We start from the raw sequence: 15,251 nt of genomic DNA, 5'->3' as shown, positions 1-15,251 counted from the left end.
CCATATGATCAGCGATACCATAGGCAAACAAGCGAAACACCTGACCCTTCTATGGGACAGGCAAACGGGAAAGTGAGCGACCCGCAGGAAAAAGGGAGAGTTTACCGCAGACGCGGCTAGCTCTCCCTTTTCTTTTATTTATAAAATAATCTGTAAATTAAGAAAAGTCATTTTTTATGCGAAAAACTAAGTTTTCTGTAAATAATCAACTGTCTTCCGATTTTGTTTTAGATATGTTAAGGTATTGATTAGAAAATGTTGCAACCAATGACGCCCATTTGTTGACTTTTATTCACAATACATGTCGAGATAGTGAGAATCAAAAGAATCCAGAGGAGATGAATTCCATGGGCAAGATGCTGACGGTTTGCCCCGAATGTGGCGCCAATCTGCTGACCAAGACGGAATCGCGCGCCAAAAAAAGCATCAAAAGATCCTACACCTGTTACCGGACGATTGGAATTTTGAATTACAACGGCGATCAGACCGTAGCCTGGCAATGCCCCGAATGCAAATGCCAGTGGCCGGTTGAACAAAAGTAATCAATGCCCCCCTCTTTTGACCGTGAGCCATCACGGTTTTTTTATTGGCCAAATCGAACCATCCAGTTTTTTGGCGAAAAGGAATTTGTTAAAATGAAAGAGGAATTGTCCCATAAAGCAGGCGGGGGGAAGAAAATTGCGATTGTCGACGAAGTTGATGGCTTTTTTTGTGCTTTTTGCGATTTTACCTGCTCTCATATTGGGTTCGGGCGCCTTTGTCAAAGCCCGAACCTCCATTGAAGATCAGATTCGCCGGGAACAGGCGCTCTGGGCTTCCGGTGTGGTCAACAGCCTGGACGATAAGATCCGGGAGCGGACAAACCTGCTCCAAGGACTAGTCAAAAATCCGGACCTCACCGGCATGGATCCAGTTCGGCAGAAGCCCCTGCTGGTTGAATACAGCAAGGTTTTTTTCGATATGGACACCCTCGTCGTCATCGACACGGCGGGGATGCAGACGGTTCGTTCCAATGACGCCCAACGGGTCAATGTGGCTGACCGCGACTATTTTCAAGGGATTATCACTGGGGGCAAAGAGGCCGTCATCGGGATGCCCGTCGTCAGTAAGTCAACGGGCGGCGCGATCATGGGCCTTTCCGTGCCGATCAAGCAGGAGGGAAGAACGGTCGGCGTGCTGGCCGGGTATGTGAGTCTTGACAAGGTTGTCGAACATTACCTGGGCGGTCTGAAGCAGGTCGATCCGCATGCAGAAAGCAAAGTGCTGATCGCCGGTGGAAACGGCAAGTTGATCTATCACCCCGATAAGGAAACAATGACAAAGGACCAATCGATGGATCTCCCTGTTGCCACGGGGGGGTTCCGTTACCTCGATAACGGGGTGGAGTATCTGGCGACAGCGGCGAAATCGGAATTGAGCGGTTGGACCATCCTCATCCGTGAAGAAAGCCGTGTTGCTTACGCCGATGTGGAGCGATTGTTGTCTCTGATCGGCGGTATTGCGGCAGTGACGGTGATCTTGGCCGTATTGATCGCAACCATGCTGTCGCGGCGAATCACCGGTCCGCTGCGGCAATTGGGCGAACAGGCGTTGTGCATGGCCGGCGGCGACTTGAATGTGGTCGTTGCTGGCAAAGATGGGTATGACCCGGAAATCCGCGACCTAGCCGAGGCTTTTGGTCAAATGGCCGGCAAGTTGCGCGTCCTTATCGGGGACATACGCCGTTCAGCCGATCAATTGAAACAGGAGGCGTCTCAACTGGATTCCTCCTGCCACCAGACAGCACAGGCTGCCGAAGAACTGGCTCAGACGAATGAACGGCTTGCCGCCGGCATTTCCGCCCGTTCTGCCGGGGTGGTTGAGATTGCCCGCCGGATTGACAGTCTGGCCCAGTTGGCGGATTCTATCGCCAGGGAAGGCGGCGCAGCGGAAGAGGAAGGGAGGCGGATCGCCGAGCTTTCCCGGAATGTGGTCGACGCTGTCCGCGGCGCCTTAGAACATGCCGAGGAACTGGCAAGCGCCATGTCTGCCGGATCGGAAGCTGTCCGGGGTCTGGAGGAAAAAAGTCGCGGCATTGAAACCATCAGCCTGGCGATCACCGGTATTGCCGATCAGACCAATCTGCTGGCCCTGAATGCGGCTATCGAGGCCTCACGGGCCGGGGAACAGGGCCGGGGCTTTGCCGTTGTCGCCGGAGAGATCCGGAAGTTGGCCGAGGAATCGCGCAATTCGGCCGAGCAGATTCAGGGCATGCTCGATGAAGTCCGCCAGGATGTGCAGTCAGCCGTGGCGGTGATGGCGACGGGAATCAACATGGCCGCGCAGGAAGAAAGCCTTGCCCGTACCAACCTGGAACGGATCAAGGCCATGGCGGAACTGCTGCAGGATCAGTTGAGCCGCCTCGAACGGGTGATCGGCGAGGCCCGATCCCAGGCGGTGGACGCCGATGAGGCTGCCCGGGCCATCAACGCGATGGCGGAACAGTCTCACCGGGCGTCGGCCCAATCGCAGTCTGTTTCCGCTATCGCCCAGGAGGTTGCCGCCTCATCGAAACAGGTGGCGCAGACGGCCTCGCTGCTGTCCAATCTGGCCCAATCCTCCCGGGCGAACGCGGAACGGTTTACCGTGGAGTAACCTCGCCGGAACAGCGGGTTCCTTCATGCAATCTTACGTGATTGAAGAAAGTGGGATGTCCGGCGCAGCGCGATGCGGTCACTTCTCTTCGATGGTGACCCTTTCCATGATGATCTCCTCGGCGGGCTTGCTCTTCTCGCCGCCAAAGCCGGCGGTCACCGGCGTGTCGGAGATCTTGAGCACCGTTTCCATGCCGTCGATGACCCGGCCGAAGACGGTGTAGTTGGGCATCTGGTTGAGGTTTTTCGCTTTTTCGCCGTTGCAGATGAAGAACTGGCTGCCGTTTGTGTTCGGGCCGGCGTTGGCCATGGCGACGACGCCCGGTCCGTAGGAGAGTTTGGGCGGCAGTTCGTCGGCGAACTTGTATCCGGGTCCGCCGGTTCCGTTCCCCATGGGATCGCCCGTCTGAATCATGAAGTCCTTGATGATCCGGTGAAACCGGATGCCGTCAAAGTAGCCTTCACGGGCCAGGAAGACGAAGTTGTTGACCGTCTTCGGCGCTTCGGCGGCCAGCAATTCGATCTTGAAGGCGCCCCGATTGGTTTGCACAGTCGCTGTGTACTGCTTTTTCGGATCGATCTGCATGGACGGCGGCGCTTGGTACTTATTGTTCCGTTCAGCCGTGGACGACTTGGGACTGTCCGGTTTGGCCGGGCTGGTCTGTTGCGGCGGTTCTTGCGTTTTTTTCTGGTCCTCCGGGCTGGAACATCCGGCGGCTGTAAAGAGCGCCATCATCGCCACGGCGGCCACGCCCGTTTTCCACATTTTTTGCATGGTAACCCATCCTTTCATGTAAAATGGCGGCGATTCTAGTATAATCGGCTCAAGCAAGTGGAACAAGTTGGGACAGCCATCTCATAGAGTGTTTTCAGAAGTCTTCTTTTATGAGAAGATGGTAGAGGAGGTGAGGCCGTGAGCCTTTTTGATCGCATGCGTCGGATCTTTGAATCGGAGACCAACGCCGGAAAGCCGGTCCTGCGAGAGCGCACGCTGTTCGACCTCGATGTAAACGATATTGTCTCTCTCGATCTGGAGGACTGGGTGATCGAAGGAAAGGTGAGCTATCACAGTCTGCCCGGTTGGGTGATGTACTGGCTGAAGTCGGGACGCCAGCGGCAGGGGCTGCTGTTGGATCGCTCTGTGCCGGACAAGGCTGTGGTCATCACCCCCTTTGCCGGTCGCACGGACAACGTGAATGAGGTAAAGACCGAATATATCCTTGACGGGAAGCATTTCTTTCTCGATTATAATGGAGAGGGGACTGTTGACGCCCTCGGCCTGACGCCTATCCGCACCGGTCCGGTCATGTACTGGCAGTTCGAGACGGATCAGCGCGAAATCTACCGGATCGAGTGGCAGGAGGGTCGCTTTTTCCATTATGACGGACGCTGGATCGATGCCTTTGAGGTATCGATCGTCGCCGGTTAAGCGCCGCGCGCCAGCAGGGGATGCTGCCGGATTCACGATTGCCACATGATGTAAGGAGGATGCCCTGATGAGCTTGTTCAAACGGTTGAAAGACCTCACCCTGTCCAATATCAATGCCCTTCTCGACAAAGCGGAAGATCCGGTAAAGATGCTTGACCAGTACCTCCGGGACATGGAAGAGGACATTCGGGACGCTTCCGATGCGATCGCCAAGCAGATCGCCGTGACCAAGAAGTTTGAAGCCCAGTACCGGGAAGCGGAGGCGATGGTGCAGAAGCGGCAGGAAGACGCCGTAAAGGCGATCAACGCCGGTCGCGACGACCTGGCCCGGCGGGCGCTTGAAGACAAGAAAAACCATGAAACCCGGATGAATGATTTCAAGGCCCAATTCGAAACCCACTCGGCCACTTCGGAGAAACTGAAGCGGCAACTGGCTGACATGCGCAGCGAGTTCGATAAGCTGAAAGCCCGCCGGGACACCCTCGTCGCCCGTGCCAACGCCGCCAAAGCGACTCAGCAGGTTCATGACCTGATGGGCGGATTTGACAACCGTTCGGCGCGGCACGGCTTTGACCGCATGGAGGAAAAAGTGGCATCCCTGGAAGCCAAGGCTGAGGCGAGCAAGGAACTGTCCCGCGGTCCTTCCGCCAGCTTGGATGATGAACTGGCGTCCTTGGACAAGGGCGCTGATGTGGATGACGAACTGGCCGCGCTGAAGCGCCAACTGGGCAAGTAAGAGGCAAAAAGAGAAGAGCAAAAAGAACCCCCTGTCCGGTCCATCGCCGTGACAGGGGGTTCTCTATTGCGTAGCATCAGCCAGTCAAGGTCCAGTATAAGGTGGCCAAGGCCAAGCCGATCATCAGGAGGCCGAACGCTTTCTGGATTTTAGGAAGGATGTGCATCTGCCACTGGAAAAAGCGAGTCCGGGCCAACCGGGAGATCGCTGCAAACCAGATTTCCTGTCCGAAGAGAATACCAAAGATGAATATAAGGCCGAGAAAGGGCGAGGTGGAATTCCAACTGGCGACGGCGGTCGTGCCTACGCCGATCCAGAGGGTGAGGGTGAAGGGGTTTAAACCGGTGAGGATCATGCCGTTTAAAAAGGCTTGCTTTTTAGAACGGCTGCCGGAGGCGCCGGAGAAGAGCGCTTTTAAGGGAAAGAGGCCGCTTTTGTGGGAAGGCGCTGTTTCCGATACGGCGTCGACAGAACCGGAAGAGGCGCGGGCCACCTGTTTGCCAGGCCGGAACAGGGAGTAACCGAGAAGCAGCAGGATGATCGTGCTGGCCAGTCCAAAGACGGTGCGGATGATCGGCTGTTGCAACAAGGGAACCAGCCCGAATTGGACGATTAGGAGGTAGAAGCCGTCAGCGATGATCGCCCCTGTCCCGACCGCCAAGCCCATCCAAAAGCCATAGCGCATGGAATTGCGCAACACTTCGACGGCAATGGGACCGAGAGGCAAAGCCAGTGTGACGCCTAACAAGAGGCCGCTGAACAGCGCCTGGACCAGTTGCGCCGGTGAGGGGGGGAGTGCAAGCACCAAGCGATACAATCCTCCTTTCTCATTGCTTTACCAAATATGTTTATGCACGGGAAGAATTATCAATTACCATAAAAATCAAAAGAAGGGGATCGATTTGACTTTTTTCAGTATAGCATAGGCGATCGCCCGTTGTCTAATTGATGGTTCAGGCTTTGCACAATCGCGTGTATGGCCGTTTATGGGAATAATGGAGAGTGGCGGAATCATCGGCCAGGGAGAAGGGAAAGGGCTGCCTGTTCGCGAAGTGTTGAGTGCAGTTGCTATAGGAATCTGTTCAGTAACTGTGTAGTAACATCAACCTGTTTCGTGACGCGCCATAGGCGTCAGCGGCGACGGATGAGCGGCCGGTTGATAAAAGTGAATAGTATTCGGATGAAGGAGTGCGGTGTATGCCTGAAGCGAAGGTGCAATTGGTGATCGATGGGGTGACTGGCGTCGGCAAGTCCAGCCTGGTCAATATCCTGGCGGAAAGGCTCGATCTGGTCGCCTTTAGTGAATTGTTTGAGGACGAGAATCAACTGCTCCATAAGTTTTTTCATGACCGGGAGCGGTGGGCCTTCCCGATGCAGATCAACTTTTTGACGAATCGCTTTAAACAATACCGGGAGGCCTCGGGGACTAATAGGGCCATCATGGATCGTTCCATCTATTCGGACGGTATTTTTGCCCGCATGTACCGTGAGCAGGGCTACCTGACGGTGGAGGAGTTCAGCGTCTATGAAAACCTGTTGAACAGCATGTTGGAGGGCCTGACACCCCCCCGGCTGATGGTGTACTTGAAAGCCGATACGGACGAGGCGATCCGCCGCATCCGCATGCGCGGCCGGGACGACGAGTTGACGGTTGAACGGGAATATTGGGCCATGCTGAACCTGTTTTACGAGAACAACTACCGGAACTACAAAGGCGGAGAACTGCTGACGATCGAAGTGGGCCGCTTGGATTTTGTCCACAACCCTGATGATCGGGAAGAGGTGCTGCGCAAGATCATCACGGCCTATGAGGCGGCCTGCTAGGGAGCGGGACAAGCCTTCATGGCGGATAGGCCTGGTTACAACCGGTTTGGTCCGGAACAAGAGTCATAGGACGATACATTCTTGGGAAAAAGGAGCAGGTGTGCAAGAGCCTGCTTTTTCTTTTTTAAACGTAAAAAAAACGTTGCCAGGAAAGGAATTTTTTGATATAAACAGGATAGATTGGAAGGATATGGAAAAGCTCTGTCGAATAGGTGGTTGAGAAGGAGGGAGCAGGAAGCATGAATCTGCCCGATGAGTTGACGGTTGTTCAAGCCGCCAAAGTGACGGGATTGCAACGGTACACCCTGCGGGATGCGATCCATCGCGGCGATCTGGCCGCGAGGCAGCAGAAAGTCCCGGGAGGGTTCAAGTACCTGATCCCGCTGGAGGCTTTGCGGGAATTTGCGCGGCGTCGTGGGGTCCAGTCCAGCCTTCTTGGGTTGGAAGGGGAGCAGCCGGCCCTGGTGGGCGAATCGGCTGAGGCGGCCGTGCCGGTTGCGCTGGTGGCGCCGTCGATGACGGCGGGAGCGGTTGCCGCTTCGGCGGTCAAGCCGGGAGCGCAAACGGGAGAAGGGGCATACCCTGACCCCGAGAGGACGTCCTTAGTGAACGGCATGCCGCAGGAGATGACGGCAGAGGCGCAGGCCTTAGCCGTCGATTGGAGGGAGTTTAAGGAATCCACCCAGGAACTGATCCAATTGTTGCGCTCTCTCCCGCGGGAGGAACAACGCGCCGATGGGCTTCTGGAAGATCGGCTGGAACAGATGCTTCAGCAGATCGTGGAGGTGCAGTCCGATGTCTTGGGCCTGAAAAAAGGCTTTCACCAGCACTTGAGCAAGGTCGAGGGCCGGGTGGTCAACCTGCAGCAGAGTGTGAACGGTGAATTGCGGACATCGATGGAGCGCGTCCGCCAGGGGATGAATCAGGGATTGGACGAGTTCCGCTCCGGGTTGGACGCCTGGCAGCACAATGTGGACACCGTCTTTGACGACATGCGCTCCACGCTCCAGGAGGTGGCCGCCAGCCAGTCTGACGCGGAGATGCGCCAGGCCTTCGTTCACAAGTTGTCGGTGGACAACCAGTCCACCATGGGCGAGGTGAAGAAGCTGATGGTGGAAGTGAGCGAGACGGTGGGCCAGATGGTCAGCGCCCAGCAGAGCGGCGCTCAGACGTTGGAACGGCGCCTCGACGATGTCAAGGCCTCTGTCGACGGTGTGCGTCGTTCCGTTGACCGCTCGACGGAGATGATCATCAAGTGGCGTCAGAAGATGCAGATGGAACAGAGCAAGCGCGGCGTCAAGGGCTGGTGGAACCGGCTCTGGGGAAGGTCCCAGACGCCGGTGTTGTCCAAGTAGTTTCTTAAATCGGAATAAGCGGCTGTGAAGAGCGGATGAAAGATTCTTTCTCCGCTCTTGTTTTTGTCTTTTAAAAACTAGAAAAGTAACATTAATCAAATCGAGTGTTTGTATGCTTCCAATGCTACAGCATTTTCCAATGCCGTTTTGTATTGTTCCAGGCTTTCAATTACAAATTTATGCAGCTGCTCATAGAGCGTTACATCTACTGGAACGAGTTCACCATGAGCAATTTCGTTCCGGCTTTTTAATAGCTGGTGATCGATAAGAGGAACTTTTTTTTGCCACATATTATCAAAGTTTATGCCAACCGTGTGCATTATGTCTCGCAAGACATTGGATGAGAGGTTCGATTGCGTGTCGATGACCTCATTCGGATTGTATGATGCAACGTGTTTGGCGTGGTCGAGAATCAAATCGATAAGCTCCTTATGAACTTGATTCTTTTTTGATAATCCAGCAGAAACGATTTTCCCGCGTAATGTTAAGGCGATAAAATTCCGCGTTAAATTTCCCAACGGTATTCCCTGGCGCAAAACATAATCCAGATAGGCAATAGAGGATTCCTTGATAAAGCCTTCCCAATGGGCGTACAACATTGGAAGCGTCGCCCGGAGCAACGTATCTCTCTCGTGGGTACGTTTGCACTGTAATAATATAAATCGCAGGGTGGTCAATTCACGCTTTCGTTTGGAAAGAGACTGATCCAAAAAGTCTTGTAGTTCTGTTTGGCTGCGAATTTTCATGGCGCAAAAAATTCACGTCCTAAACCTACTGTGTTGGGAATTCTGGTTGACGCTCTAATTCCAGATCCGGCTGCCGAAGTAAACCGAATCTCCTTCGCGAGACGCCGGTGAAGCTCTCTAATCTTTTCATAGGGTATCACGTAAGCCGGATCCCCTGCAAAAGTGCCGATGCCTATTGCAAGAACTTCAAAAATCGAGATTAACATCGCTCCCGTGGCTTGCTGTTTAGTTTCGTCAAATTTTTTAAAGCTGTGTTCCCCGAAAATGCGGGATAGGGTATCAAAAGTTCGTTGAAATGCCAATGTGATTCTATCTTTATCGAAGGAGGCATCTTCTGCCATCTCCACAATTTTGTCTGTCAAGAAAGCGCCGAGTTCATCCATATCCCGAAGCGCATCCATATCAAGGGAGGATAGAACAACGAACCGCGTAACGAGTTCAAGATCAAATTGTTCTTCGAGCGCACGATCCGTTAAAGGAATACACTTTCGGAAATAATCACGACCCGCGAGGTCTGTAATCCAAGAAAAGAACTCACGATTGATCATAACAAGTATGGCATTTCTTACTTCCTGATCAGTCGCGAGTGATCCACCTGTGTTTAACCGTTGAAAAAGCTCGTACTTCGCTGATAAATCGCTCGTGCTTAAGACGATGTTCACATCAATTCTAGAACGCTTGATACGGCGTTTTGCTTCTTCCGGAAATTGTTTTGACTTGTCCTCGCTTTCCCATTGAAGGTCTTTTAGGTCAGTTAGATATTTTGTTTTTGTCAACACAAGAGGCGGTCTTTTTTCTCCGTCCGGATTGCGTAATTCTCCGGCTAATTCAAATAAAGTGGACAGTCGTTGGAGACCGTCAATGACTTCCCACTTTCCATCGTGCCGTTGGGAAACAAAAATCGACGGGATGGGGATCCCCAACAGCAGTGATTCCACAAGGCGAGACTTTTGTTCTGGAGACCACCGAAAGAAACGCTGAAATTCCGGGCGTAGCACCAAGTCTCCATCCTTATACATTGTCAGCAATTCACCGACTGACATAGAGTAGGAATCTGTAGAAATCTCTTTACCGCGTTCATCAATCTGTTCTAACAAACCCATAATGACACCCTTTCTTTTTTTAGGCGGAATCTAATTGGTGGCTAAAAATAATTATGTCGTAGGCCTCAGGGACTTAAACCCTCGACCGAGGATCTCCTTGGCGTCCGATATGATCAAAAAGGCTTGGGGATCGATCCCGTAGATGGTGCGCTTCAGGGCGAACAGTTGGTTCGGCTCGATGGCGCAGAGGATGATGTTCTTGTCGTCGTGGGTGAAGGCGCCCTCCCCTTTCAGGAAGGTCACACCACGTCCTAACTCGCCCATGATCGCCGTGGCGATCTGCTCGGCGTCGCTGGAGATGATGGTGACCGCCTTTTTTGGTAGACCTTCCTGGATGAAGTCGGCAACACGGTTCGAGGCGTAAAAAGCTACGATCGTGTACATGGCAGCCTCGTGCCCGACCGTCAACCCTGACAGGAGGACGATCACGGAGTTCAAAGCCAGGTTCAGGGTGCCAAAAGAAACGCCGGCGCGAACGGAGTAGATCTTGGCGAGGATGTTGACGCCGCCCAGGCTGCCGCCGACGCGAAGGATCAAGCCGACGCCGGAACCGTAGATCAAGCCGCCGTAGAGGGCGTTCAATAGGATGTTTTGCGTCGAGAAATCGGGCAGGTATTGGAGCCAGTCGATAAACAAAGAGGACATGGTCACCGCGATAAAGGTCTTGACGACGAACTCCCGGTTGATCTTCCGGTAGGCCAGGACATAGAGGGGGAAGTTGAGCAGCGACATGATGATGCCCGGCGACAGGTGAGTCAGGTAGTAGACGATCGTCGCCAGGCCGGCCACTCCGCCTGGCGCCAACTTGGATGGTAGGATGAAGGCCCGGGTGCCAAAAGCAAAAAGGAATGCGCCGGCAAGGACAAGCAGGTATTCGCGCAGGTTGATCTTATTCAATTCTATCAAGCCCCTTCTAAGAACGGTTCTTCGAATTGAGCATTCATGCTTGCTTCTTCGGGAGCCGTCCCTGTTAGCCTGCGCCGGCCCTGGGACGGCTATGATCCTGATGAAAAAATTGTAAAGAAAACAGACCGTCGAAGCAACCTTTTTGTCGCGCGCTGCGTCTCTATGAAGAGAAGATGAAGGCGGTGGTGCGATGTTGAGGGAACAACGGAATGGGATGTGTGCCTCCCTCGCCCGTTTTGCGGCGGTTACGGCCCTTCTTTCGGTTTTGTTTCCTGCGGCGATGATGCCGGCCGCTGCGGCGCCTATGGCTGCTACGGCTGCGCCGGCGCCAACTGTGCCGGTTCAGGCCGGAACAGTTGTTGCGGAACCTGTCCGGCTCCATGTCGTCCCTGGCTACGGTGGCGACTACAAGCCCTATCACCTCATTCCCATCCGGGTCAAGGTGTCAAACAACGGCGCTCCGCTAAAAGGTCTCCTGCGTTTGGCCATGAAGGATACCCAACCGCAGGTAGGGTATCACGTATTGCCGGTCTCTCTCGATGCGGGAGAGACGAAGACCTATACGCTGTTTGGATCAGAGCAAATTTCTATGCCGAACATTGTCGTCCGGCTGGAGAGCGACGAGGGCCTTCTGATCGCCGAGGAAAAAGTGGGCGGCCGCGGGTTGAATACAGGGGACAAGCTGATCGGCGTTCTTTCCGAACAAGCGACCACAGCCGACTTTCTGGGCAGCCTTCGCCGGGAAAACGCGCAATCGCTGCACCGCGTGCAGCACCTTTCAGAGGCGGACATCCCCGAGACAGCGCAATCGCTGAAGATGCTCGATGTTCTTGTCATCAACGGTTTTCCGGCAGAAAAGCTTTCCGCAGTCCAGACAGAAGCGATCACGGGATGGGTGGAGAACGGCGGCATCCTCATCCTCGGCGGCGGCGCCGGCTACCGGCGTTCCGCGGCGCCCTGGCTCGACCTATCTCCCGTATCTGTTCACGGTGAGACCCGGTGGAACGGGTTGAGGAAACTGGCCGAGAAAGCCGGCGTGGAAAACGTTCCTTCCGGCCCGCTCACGGTGGCGATGGGCAAGCTCGCCGGCGGGAGAATCATTGTAGAGGAAAAGGGGATCCCCATCATCGCCCTGCGTCCTGTCGGCGACGGAAAGGTGCTCTTCTGCGCCTATGACCTGGCGGAAGGGCCGGTGGCCCACTGGCCGGGCAACAGCCCGTTGTGGAGCCGTCTGCTGTTGCCGCTCATCGATGGCGAAAGGGCCGAGGGCCTGAACGGCGGCCCCCGCGGCATCGACTTTTGGCAGTCCCTTGCTATGGCGGCGGAACGCATCCCCGCCTTTAAGACGCCGCCCATCGGCGTCTTGGCGGCCTTGTTGGGCGCATACATCCTGATCGCCGGCCCAATCCTCTACCACGTCATGGGGCGATGGGGCCAGCGAGAGTGGAACTGGCTGGCCATACCGGTAGCCGCCGTCCTCTTCGGCGGCGGGCTCTTCCTGTTCGGCGCGAAGGACAGGATGGGCGGAACGCTGGTTCAAAATCTTTCTGTCGTCGAACTGCATGATCGCTGGGCCGATATCACCACCGGGGCCGCCTTGTTCGTTCCCGAAGGCGGAACATACCGGTTGCAGGCCAAAGGCGGGGAGATCCCCCGGCCGCTTGAGATGCCCGATTTCAGCCACCCCGATCACCAGCAGGTCCACCTCTCTGGCGATGGTGATTCGATGTCCCTGGAATTTCGAGATGTGGAATTCTGGTCGCTGCGCAAAGCCTTGTTCCAGCAGACCGCCGAAAGAGGCCGCATTGCGTCTCGGCTGGTCTATGAGGACGGCAAAATGGCCGGAACGGTCATCAACCAGACCCCTTACGCCATCCGGGACGCCCGGCTCCTCTACGGCGCCGAGGTGATCCCCTTGGGCGACCTTCCGCCGGGAGAGGCCGTTCCAGTGGATGTGCTCATCGGCAACGAGCCGGTGCGGCAGGTCACCACGTTCATGGGACCGGCGAGCCTGATTCCCTTGGAGAAACTGCTTCCCGGCGATCCCGATCCGGCGCTCGCAGCGACTCGAACGAACCGAGCGAGCCGGGAGAGAGACATATTGGGTTCCTTTTTTCAAGGCGGCCCCGTATTACCCTCCGGGGAAGTCGAATTTTTCGGTTGGACCGATGACCCTGTTGTCGATTATGAGATCCCCGGCCATCCCTTAAGGGCTGTCCACCTGGGGCTTGTTCATTCAACCCTCGATCTTGCTCCGGGGCCGGACGGAAGCATGCTTTACGCCGCCGGTGCTTTTACGGCGAAAACAGTGAACGGGGTGACAGAAGCGGATAGGGGGGCAAACGGTTTCCTTGTGGCTGACAGCCCCATCATCCTGGACTATATGATAACGGAACCGGAATCAAGCAGCTTCTTCAAACAGAACGGTCACTTTACGCCGACCCGGATCCGCGTCGACTTCTGGACCCATGAGCCGTCCTTTGTGTTCAAAAAAGAAATCTATGACTGGCACAGGAACGGTTTCGCCGAATGGGACAAGGTGGCCTCCAATGACTGTCTGGACCGTGAGGCGCTGCCATATTTCCTTTCGCCGGAAGGGCGGCTGAGGTTCCGTTTCTCCCATGAAGACCCGGCGTTGCTGCAGAAATTCATCGGCCTTCCGCATTTGTTCGTGGAAGGGAGGATGGCGCCATGATCCGGCTCGTCGACATCAACATGGCCTTTGGCTCGGTGCAGGCTGTGAAAGATCTCAACCTGGAAATCGGCGAGGGAACCATCTTCGGTTTCGTCGGGCCCAACGGGGCCGGCAAGTCGACAACCATGCTGATCCTGGCCACACTGCTGCGTCCAACCTCAGGCCAAGCATTCATCGACGGCTTTGACGTGGTCCGGCAGCCCCGGGAGGCCCGGCGGCGAATCGGCTACATGCCCGACTTTTTCGGGGTCTACGACAACCTGAAGGCAGCGGAATATCTCGACTTTTACGCTGCCTGTCAAGGGATCCCGCCGGTCGAGCGACCGGGGATAACGACCCGACTCCTTACCCTGGTCGATCTGGCCGATAAGGCAGACGTCTATGTAGACAGCCTGTCGCGGGGGATGAAACAGCGGCTGGGATTAGCACGCTGCCTCGTCCATGACCCGCCGGCGCTCATCCTCGATGAGCCCGCCTCCGGGCTGGATCCGCGCGCCCGCGTGGAGCTGCGGGAAATCTTGAAAAGGCTGCGGGAGATGGGGAAAACGGTGCTGATCAGCTCACACATTCTCCCCGAATTGGCTGAGATGTGTGACGATATCGGCATCCTGGACAAGGGCAGATTGGTCGCCCGGGGGAGCGTCGCCGCCATCCGATCGCGGGTGCAGGGGCGACGGAGCATCCGCATCCGCCTGAAAGGCCAGGTGGAACCGTCGCCGGTTGGGGAGCAATTGCGCTCCCACCCGGCCGTTGTCGGCGTGACGGCTGATAAGGATGAGTGGATCGTGGCCATTGACGGCGGCGACGATGTCCAGGCGGAGGTCCTGCGCGGTCTCATTGAAAAGGGCCTGCCGGTTCTGAGCTTCGCCGAGGCAGGCAGCAACCTGGAGGCCATATTTATGGAGATCACAGGGGAGGCGGAAGGATGATCACTCGACTCAAGGGGCTCTCGCCGTTGCTCGCCAAGGAACTGGCGGAACGGATGCGCGCCAGGCGGACGCCCTGGGTGATCGCCCTCTATCTGGTGCTGATGGGGGGGATCGTCCTTGCTGTGATCCACCTGGAAACAAGCGGCGACGGCTACTTCAACCCTAGAAGGAGCCGGGACTTCTTTACCCTGCTGGCGGCGGCGCAGTTGGCCATGGTGGCGCTGATCACGCCCGGGCTCACGGCCGGCGCGATCAGCGGTGAGAGGGAACGGCAGACCCTCAATCTGTTGCTGACGACACAACTGACCCCCTTCGGCATCGTCGTCAACAAGTTCCTGTCAGCCATCGCCTTTATCATCCTGCTCATCCTGGCGGCCTTGCCGGTCTATTCGGTCGTCTTCCTCTACGGCGGCGTATCACCAGGGGAAATCGGCAGGATGCTGCTTTTTTTCCTGGTCACCATCATGGGTTTCGGCAGCCTCGGGATCTTGACTTCGACCGTGATCCGCCGGACCAGCATGGCCACGACGACCGCGTACGGTGTCCTCTTCGCCTATACAGCGGGAACGTTGATCGCTGGGGCCTTGGCGGAACGCTTTTACATGCAAGCGCTGCGAACAACGGCCGAGTTCACTCCGTCCCTGCCGGCGAGACCGCCGCTGTTGCCCCACTTCCTTCAATCGATCAACCCAATCCCGATCGTCTTTCGGCTCTTCCAACCACCTGAACGCTGGGGGGCGCCGGGGATGCAGCTTCCCGATCCCTATTTCATCTACCTGGCCTTTTGGGTGATCCTTTCGGCTTTGCTGCTATTCAGCGCCGGTTATCTGCTGACGCCGGGACGACGACCGCTCTTCCTGCGGGGGCGGGACGTTGGGAGCCGCTGAAAGCGAAA

14 protein-coding genes are annotated in these 15,251 nt (G+C 55.9%); 9 read left to right on the top strand and 5 right to left on the bottom strand.

All coding sequences use genetic code 11. The features are described 5' to 3' along the window. The first annotated feature begins 347 nt into the window (after positions 1–347). Together GTO91_RS14265 and GTO91_RS14260 are read left to right on the top strand one after the other, a co-directional pair. A complete protein-coding gene (locus GTO91_RS14265; protein WP_161259401.1) occupies positions 348–542 on the top strand; it encodes a hypothetical protein in 195 nt (64 codons plus the stop codon). 136 nt (positions 543–678) lie between these two features. Further along, entirely contained in the window at positions 679–2,634 is a 1,956-nt protein-coding gene (locus tag GTO91_RS14260) for a methyl-accepting chemotaxis protein (RefSeq protein WP_161259400.1), read from the top strand. A gap of 78 nt (positions 2,635–2,712) precedes the next feature. Here the strand turns inward: GTO91_RS14260 and GTO91_RS14255 are convergent, their stop codons facing one another. Next, positions 2,713–3,408, bottom strand: a complete 696-nt coding sequence (locus GTO91_RS14255) for a peptidylprolyl isomerase (protein ID WP_161259399.1) — start codon at positions 3,406–3,408, stop codon at positions 2,713–2,715. Positions 3,409–3,546: 138 nt separating this feature from the next. Here GTO91_RS14255 and GTO91_RS14250 point away from each other — a divergent pair, with 138 nt between their 5' ends. Then, positions 3,547–4,062, top strand: coding sequence for a DUF4178 domain-containing protein (locus tag GTO91_RS14250; RefSeq protein WP_328793817.1), 516 nt, complete (start codon positions 3,547–3,549; stop codon positions 4,060–4,062). Between the two features lie 67 nt (positions 4,063–4,129). Further along, positions 4,130–4,798 carry a PspA/IM30 family protein gene (locus GTO91_RS14245; RefSeq protein WP_161259398.1) on the top strand — a complete coding sequence of 223 codons (669 nt, stop codon included), beginning with the start codon at positions 4,130–4,132 and terminating at the stop codon, positions 4,796–4,798. A gap of 76 nt (positions 4,799–4,874) precedes the next feature. Here GTO91_RS14245 and GTO91_RS14240 read toward each other — a convergent pair whose 3' ends face one another. After that, entirely contained in the window at positions 4,875–5,603 is a 729-nt protein-coding gene (locus GTO91_RS14240) for a LysE family translocator (RefSeq protein WP_328793818.1), read from the bottom strand. A gap of 392 nt (positions 5,604–5,995) precedes the next feature. Here GTO91_RS14240 and GTO91_RS14235 point away from each other — a divergent pair, with 392 nt between their 5' ends. Together GTO91_RS14235 and GTO91_RS14230 are read left to right on the top strand one after the other, a co-directional pair. Then, positions 5,996–6,622: a deoxynucleoside kinase gene (locus tag GTO91_RS14235; protein WP_161259396.1), complete on the top strand. Its 627-nt coding sequence runs from the start codon at positions 5,996–5,998 to the stop codon at positions 6,620–6,622. Between the two features lie 239 nt (positions 6,623–6,861). Further along, positions 6,862–7,977, top strand: coding sequence for a helix-turn-helix domain-containing protein (locus tag GTO91_RS14230; RefSeq protein WP_161259395.1), 1,116 nt, complete (start codon positions 6,862–6,864; stop codon positions 7,975–7,977). Between the two features lie 95 nt (positions 7,978–8,072). Here GTO91_RS14230 and GTO91_RS14225 read toward each other — a convergent pair whose 3' ends face one another. Genes GTO91_RS14225 through GTO91_RS14215 form a run of 3 tightly spaced genes read right to left on the bottom strand, consistent with a single transcriptional unit; the run spans position 8,073 to position 10,723 of the window. After that, the gene (locus GTO91_RS14225) at positions 8,073–8,723 is read right to left on the bottom strand and encodes an MAE_28990/MAE_18760 family HEPN-like nuclease (protein ID WP_161259394.1); all 651 of its coding nucleotides are present in this window, start codon (positions 8,721–8,723) and stop codon (positions 8,073–8,075) included. Beyond that, the gene (locus GTO91_RS14220) at positions 8,720–9,826 is read right to left on the bottom strand and encodes a DUF262 domain-containing protein (RefSeq protein WP_235919611.1); all 1,107 of its coding nucleotides are present in this window, start codon (positions 9,824–9,826) and stop codon (positions 8,720–8,722) included. Before GTO91_RS14220 ends, GTO91_RS14225 begins: the two co-directional genes overlap by 4 nt. 51 nt (positions 9,827–9,877) lie before the next feature. After that, entirely contained in the window at positions 9,878–10,723 is an 846-nt protein-coding gene (locus tag GTO91_RS14215; protein ID WP_161259393.1) for a YitT family protein, read from the bottom strand. Positions 10,724–10,922: 199 nt separating this feature from the next. On the opposite strand from GTO91_RS14215, the gene GTO91_RS14210 reads away from it, so the two are divergent. From GTO91_RS14210 to GTO91_RS14200, 3 genes are read left to right on the top strand one after another with little or no spacing between them, the layout of a single operon-like run. After that, on the top strand, positions 10,923–13,427 hold the full coding sequence (locus GTO91_RS14210; RefSeq protein ID WP_161259392.1) for a DUF7408 domain-containing protein: 2,505 nt from the start codon (positions 10,923–10,925) through the stop codon (positions 13,425–13,427). After that, positions 13,424–14,356 (top strand): ABC transporter ATP-binding protein, encoded by a 933-nt coding sequence (locus GTO91_RS14205; protein ID WP_161259391.1) that lies wholly within the window; start codon positions 13,424–13,426, stop codon positions 14,354–14,356. Before GTO91_RS14210 ends, GTO91_RS14205 begins: the two co-directional genes overlap by 4 nt. Next, positions 14,353–15,243 (top strand): ABC transporter permease, encoded by an 891-nt coding sequence (locus tag GTO91_RS14200; protein ID WP_161259390.1) that lies wholly within the window; start codon positions 14,353–14,355, stop codon positions 15,241–15,243. The genes GTO91_RS14205 and GTO91_RS14200 overlap by 4 nt, the downstream gene beginning before the upstream one ends. Positions 15,244–15,251: the final 8 nt, after the last annotated feature.

It is taken from the genome of Heliomicrobium undosum (assembly GCF_009877425.1).
Lineage (GTDB): Bacteria > Bacillota > Desulfitobacteriia > Heliobacteriales > Heliobacteriaceae > Heliomicrobium > Heliomicrobium undosum.
The sequence above is the reverse complement of the archived record's forward strand: the minus strand, read 5'-3'. Positions and strand labels throughout refer to the sequence as shown.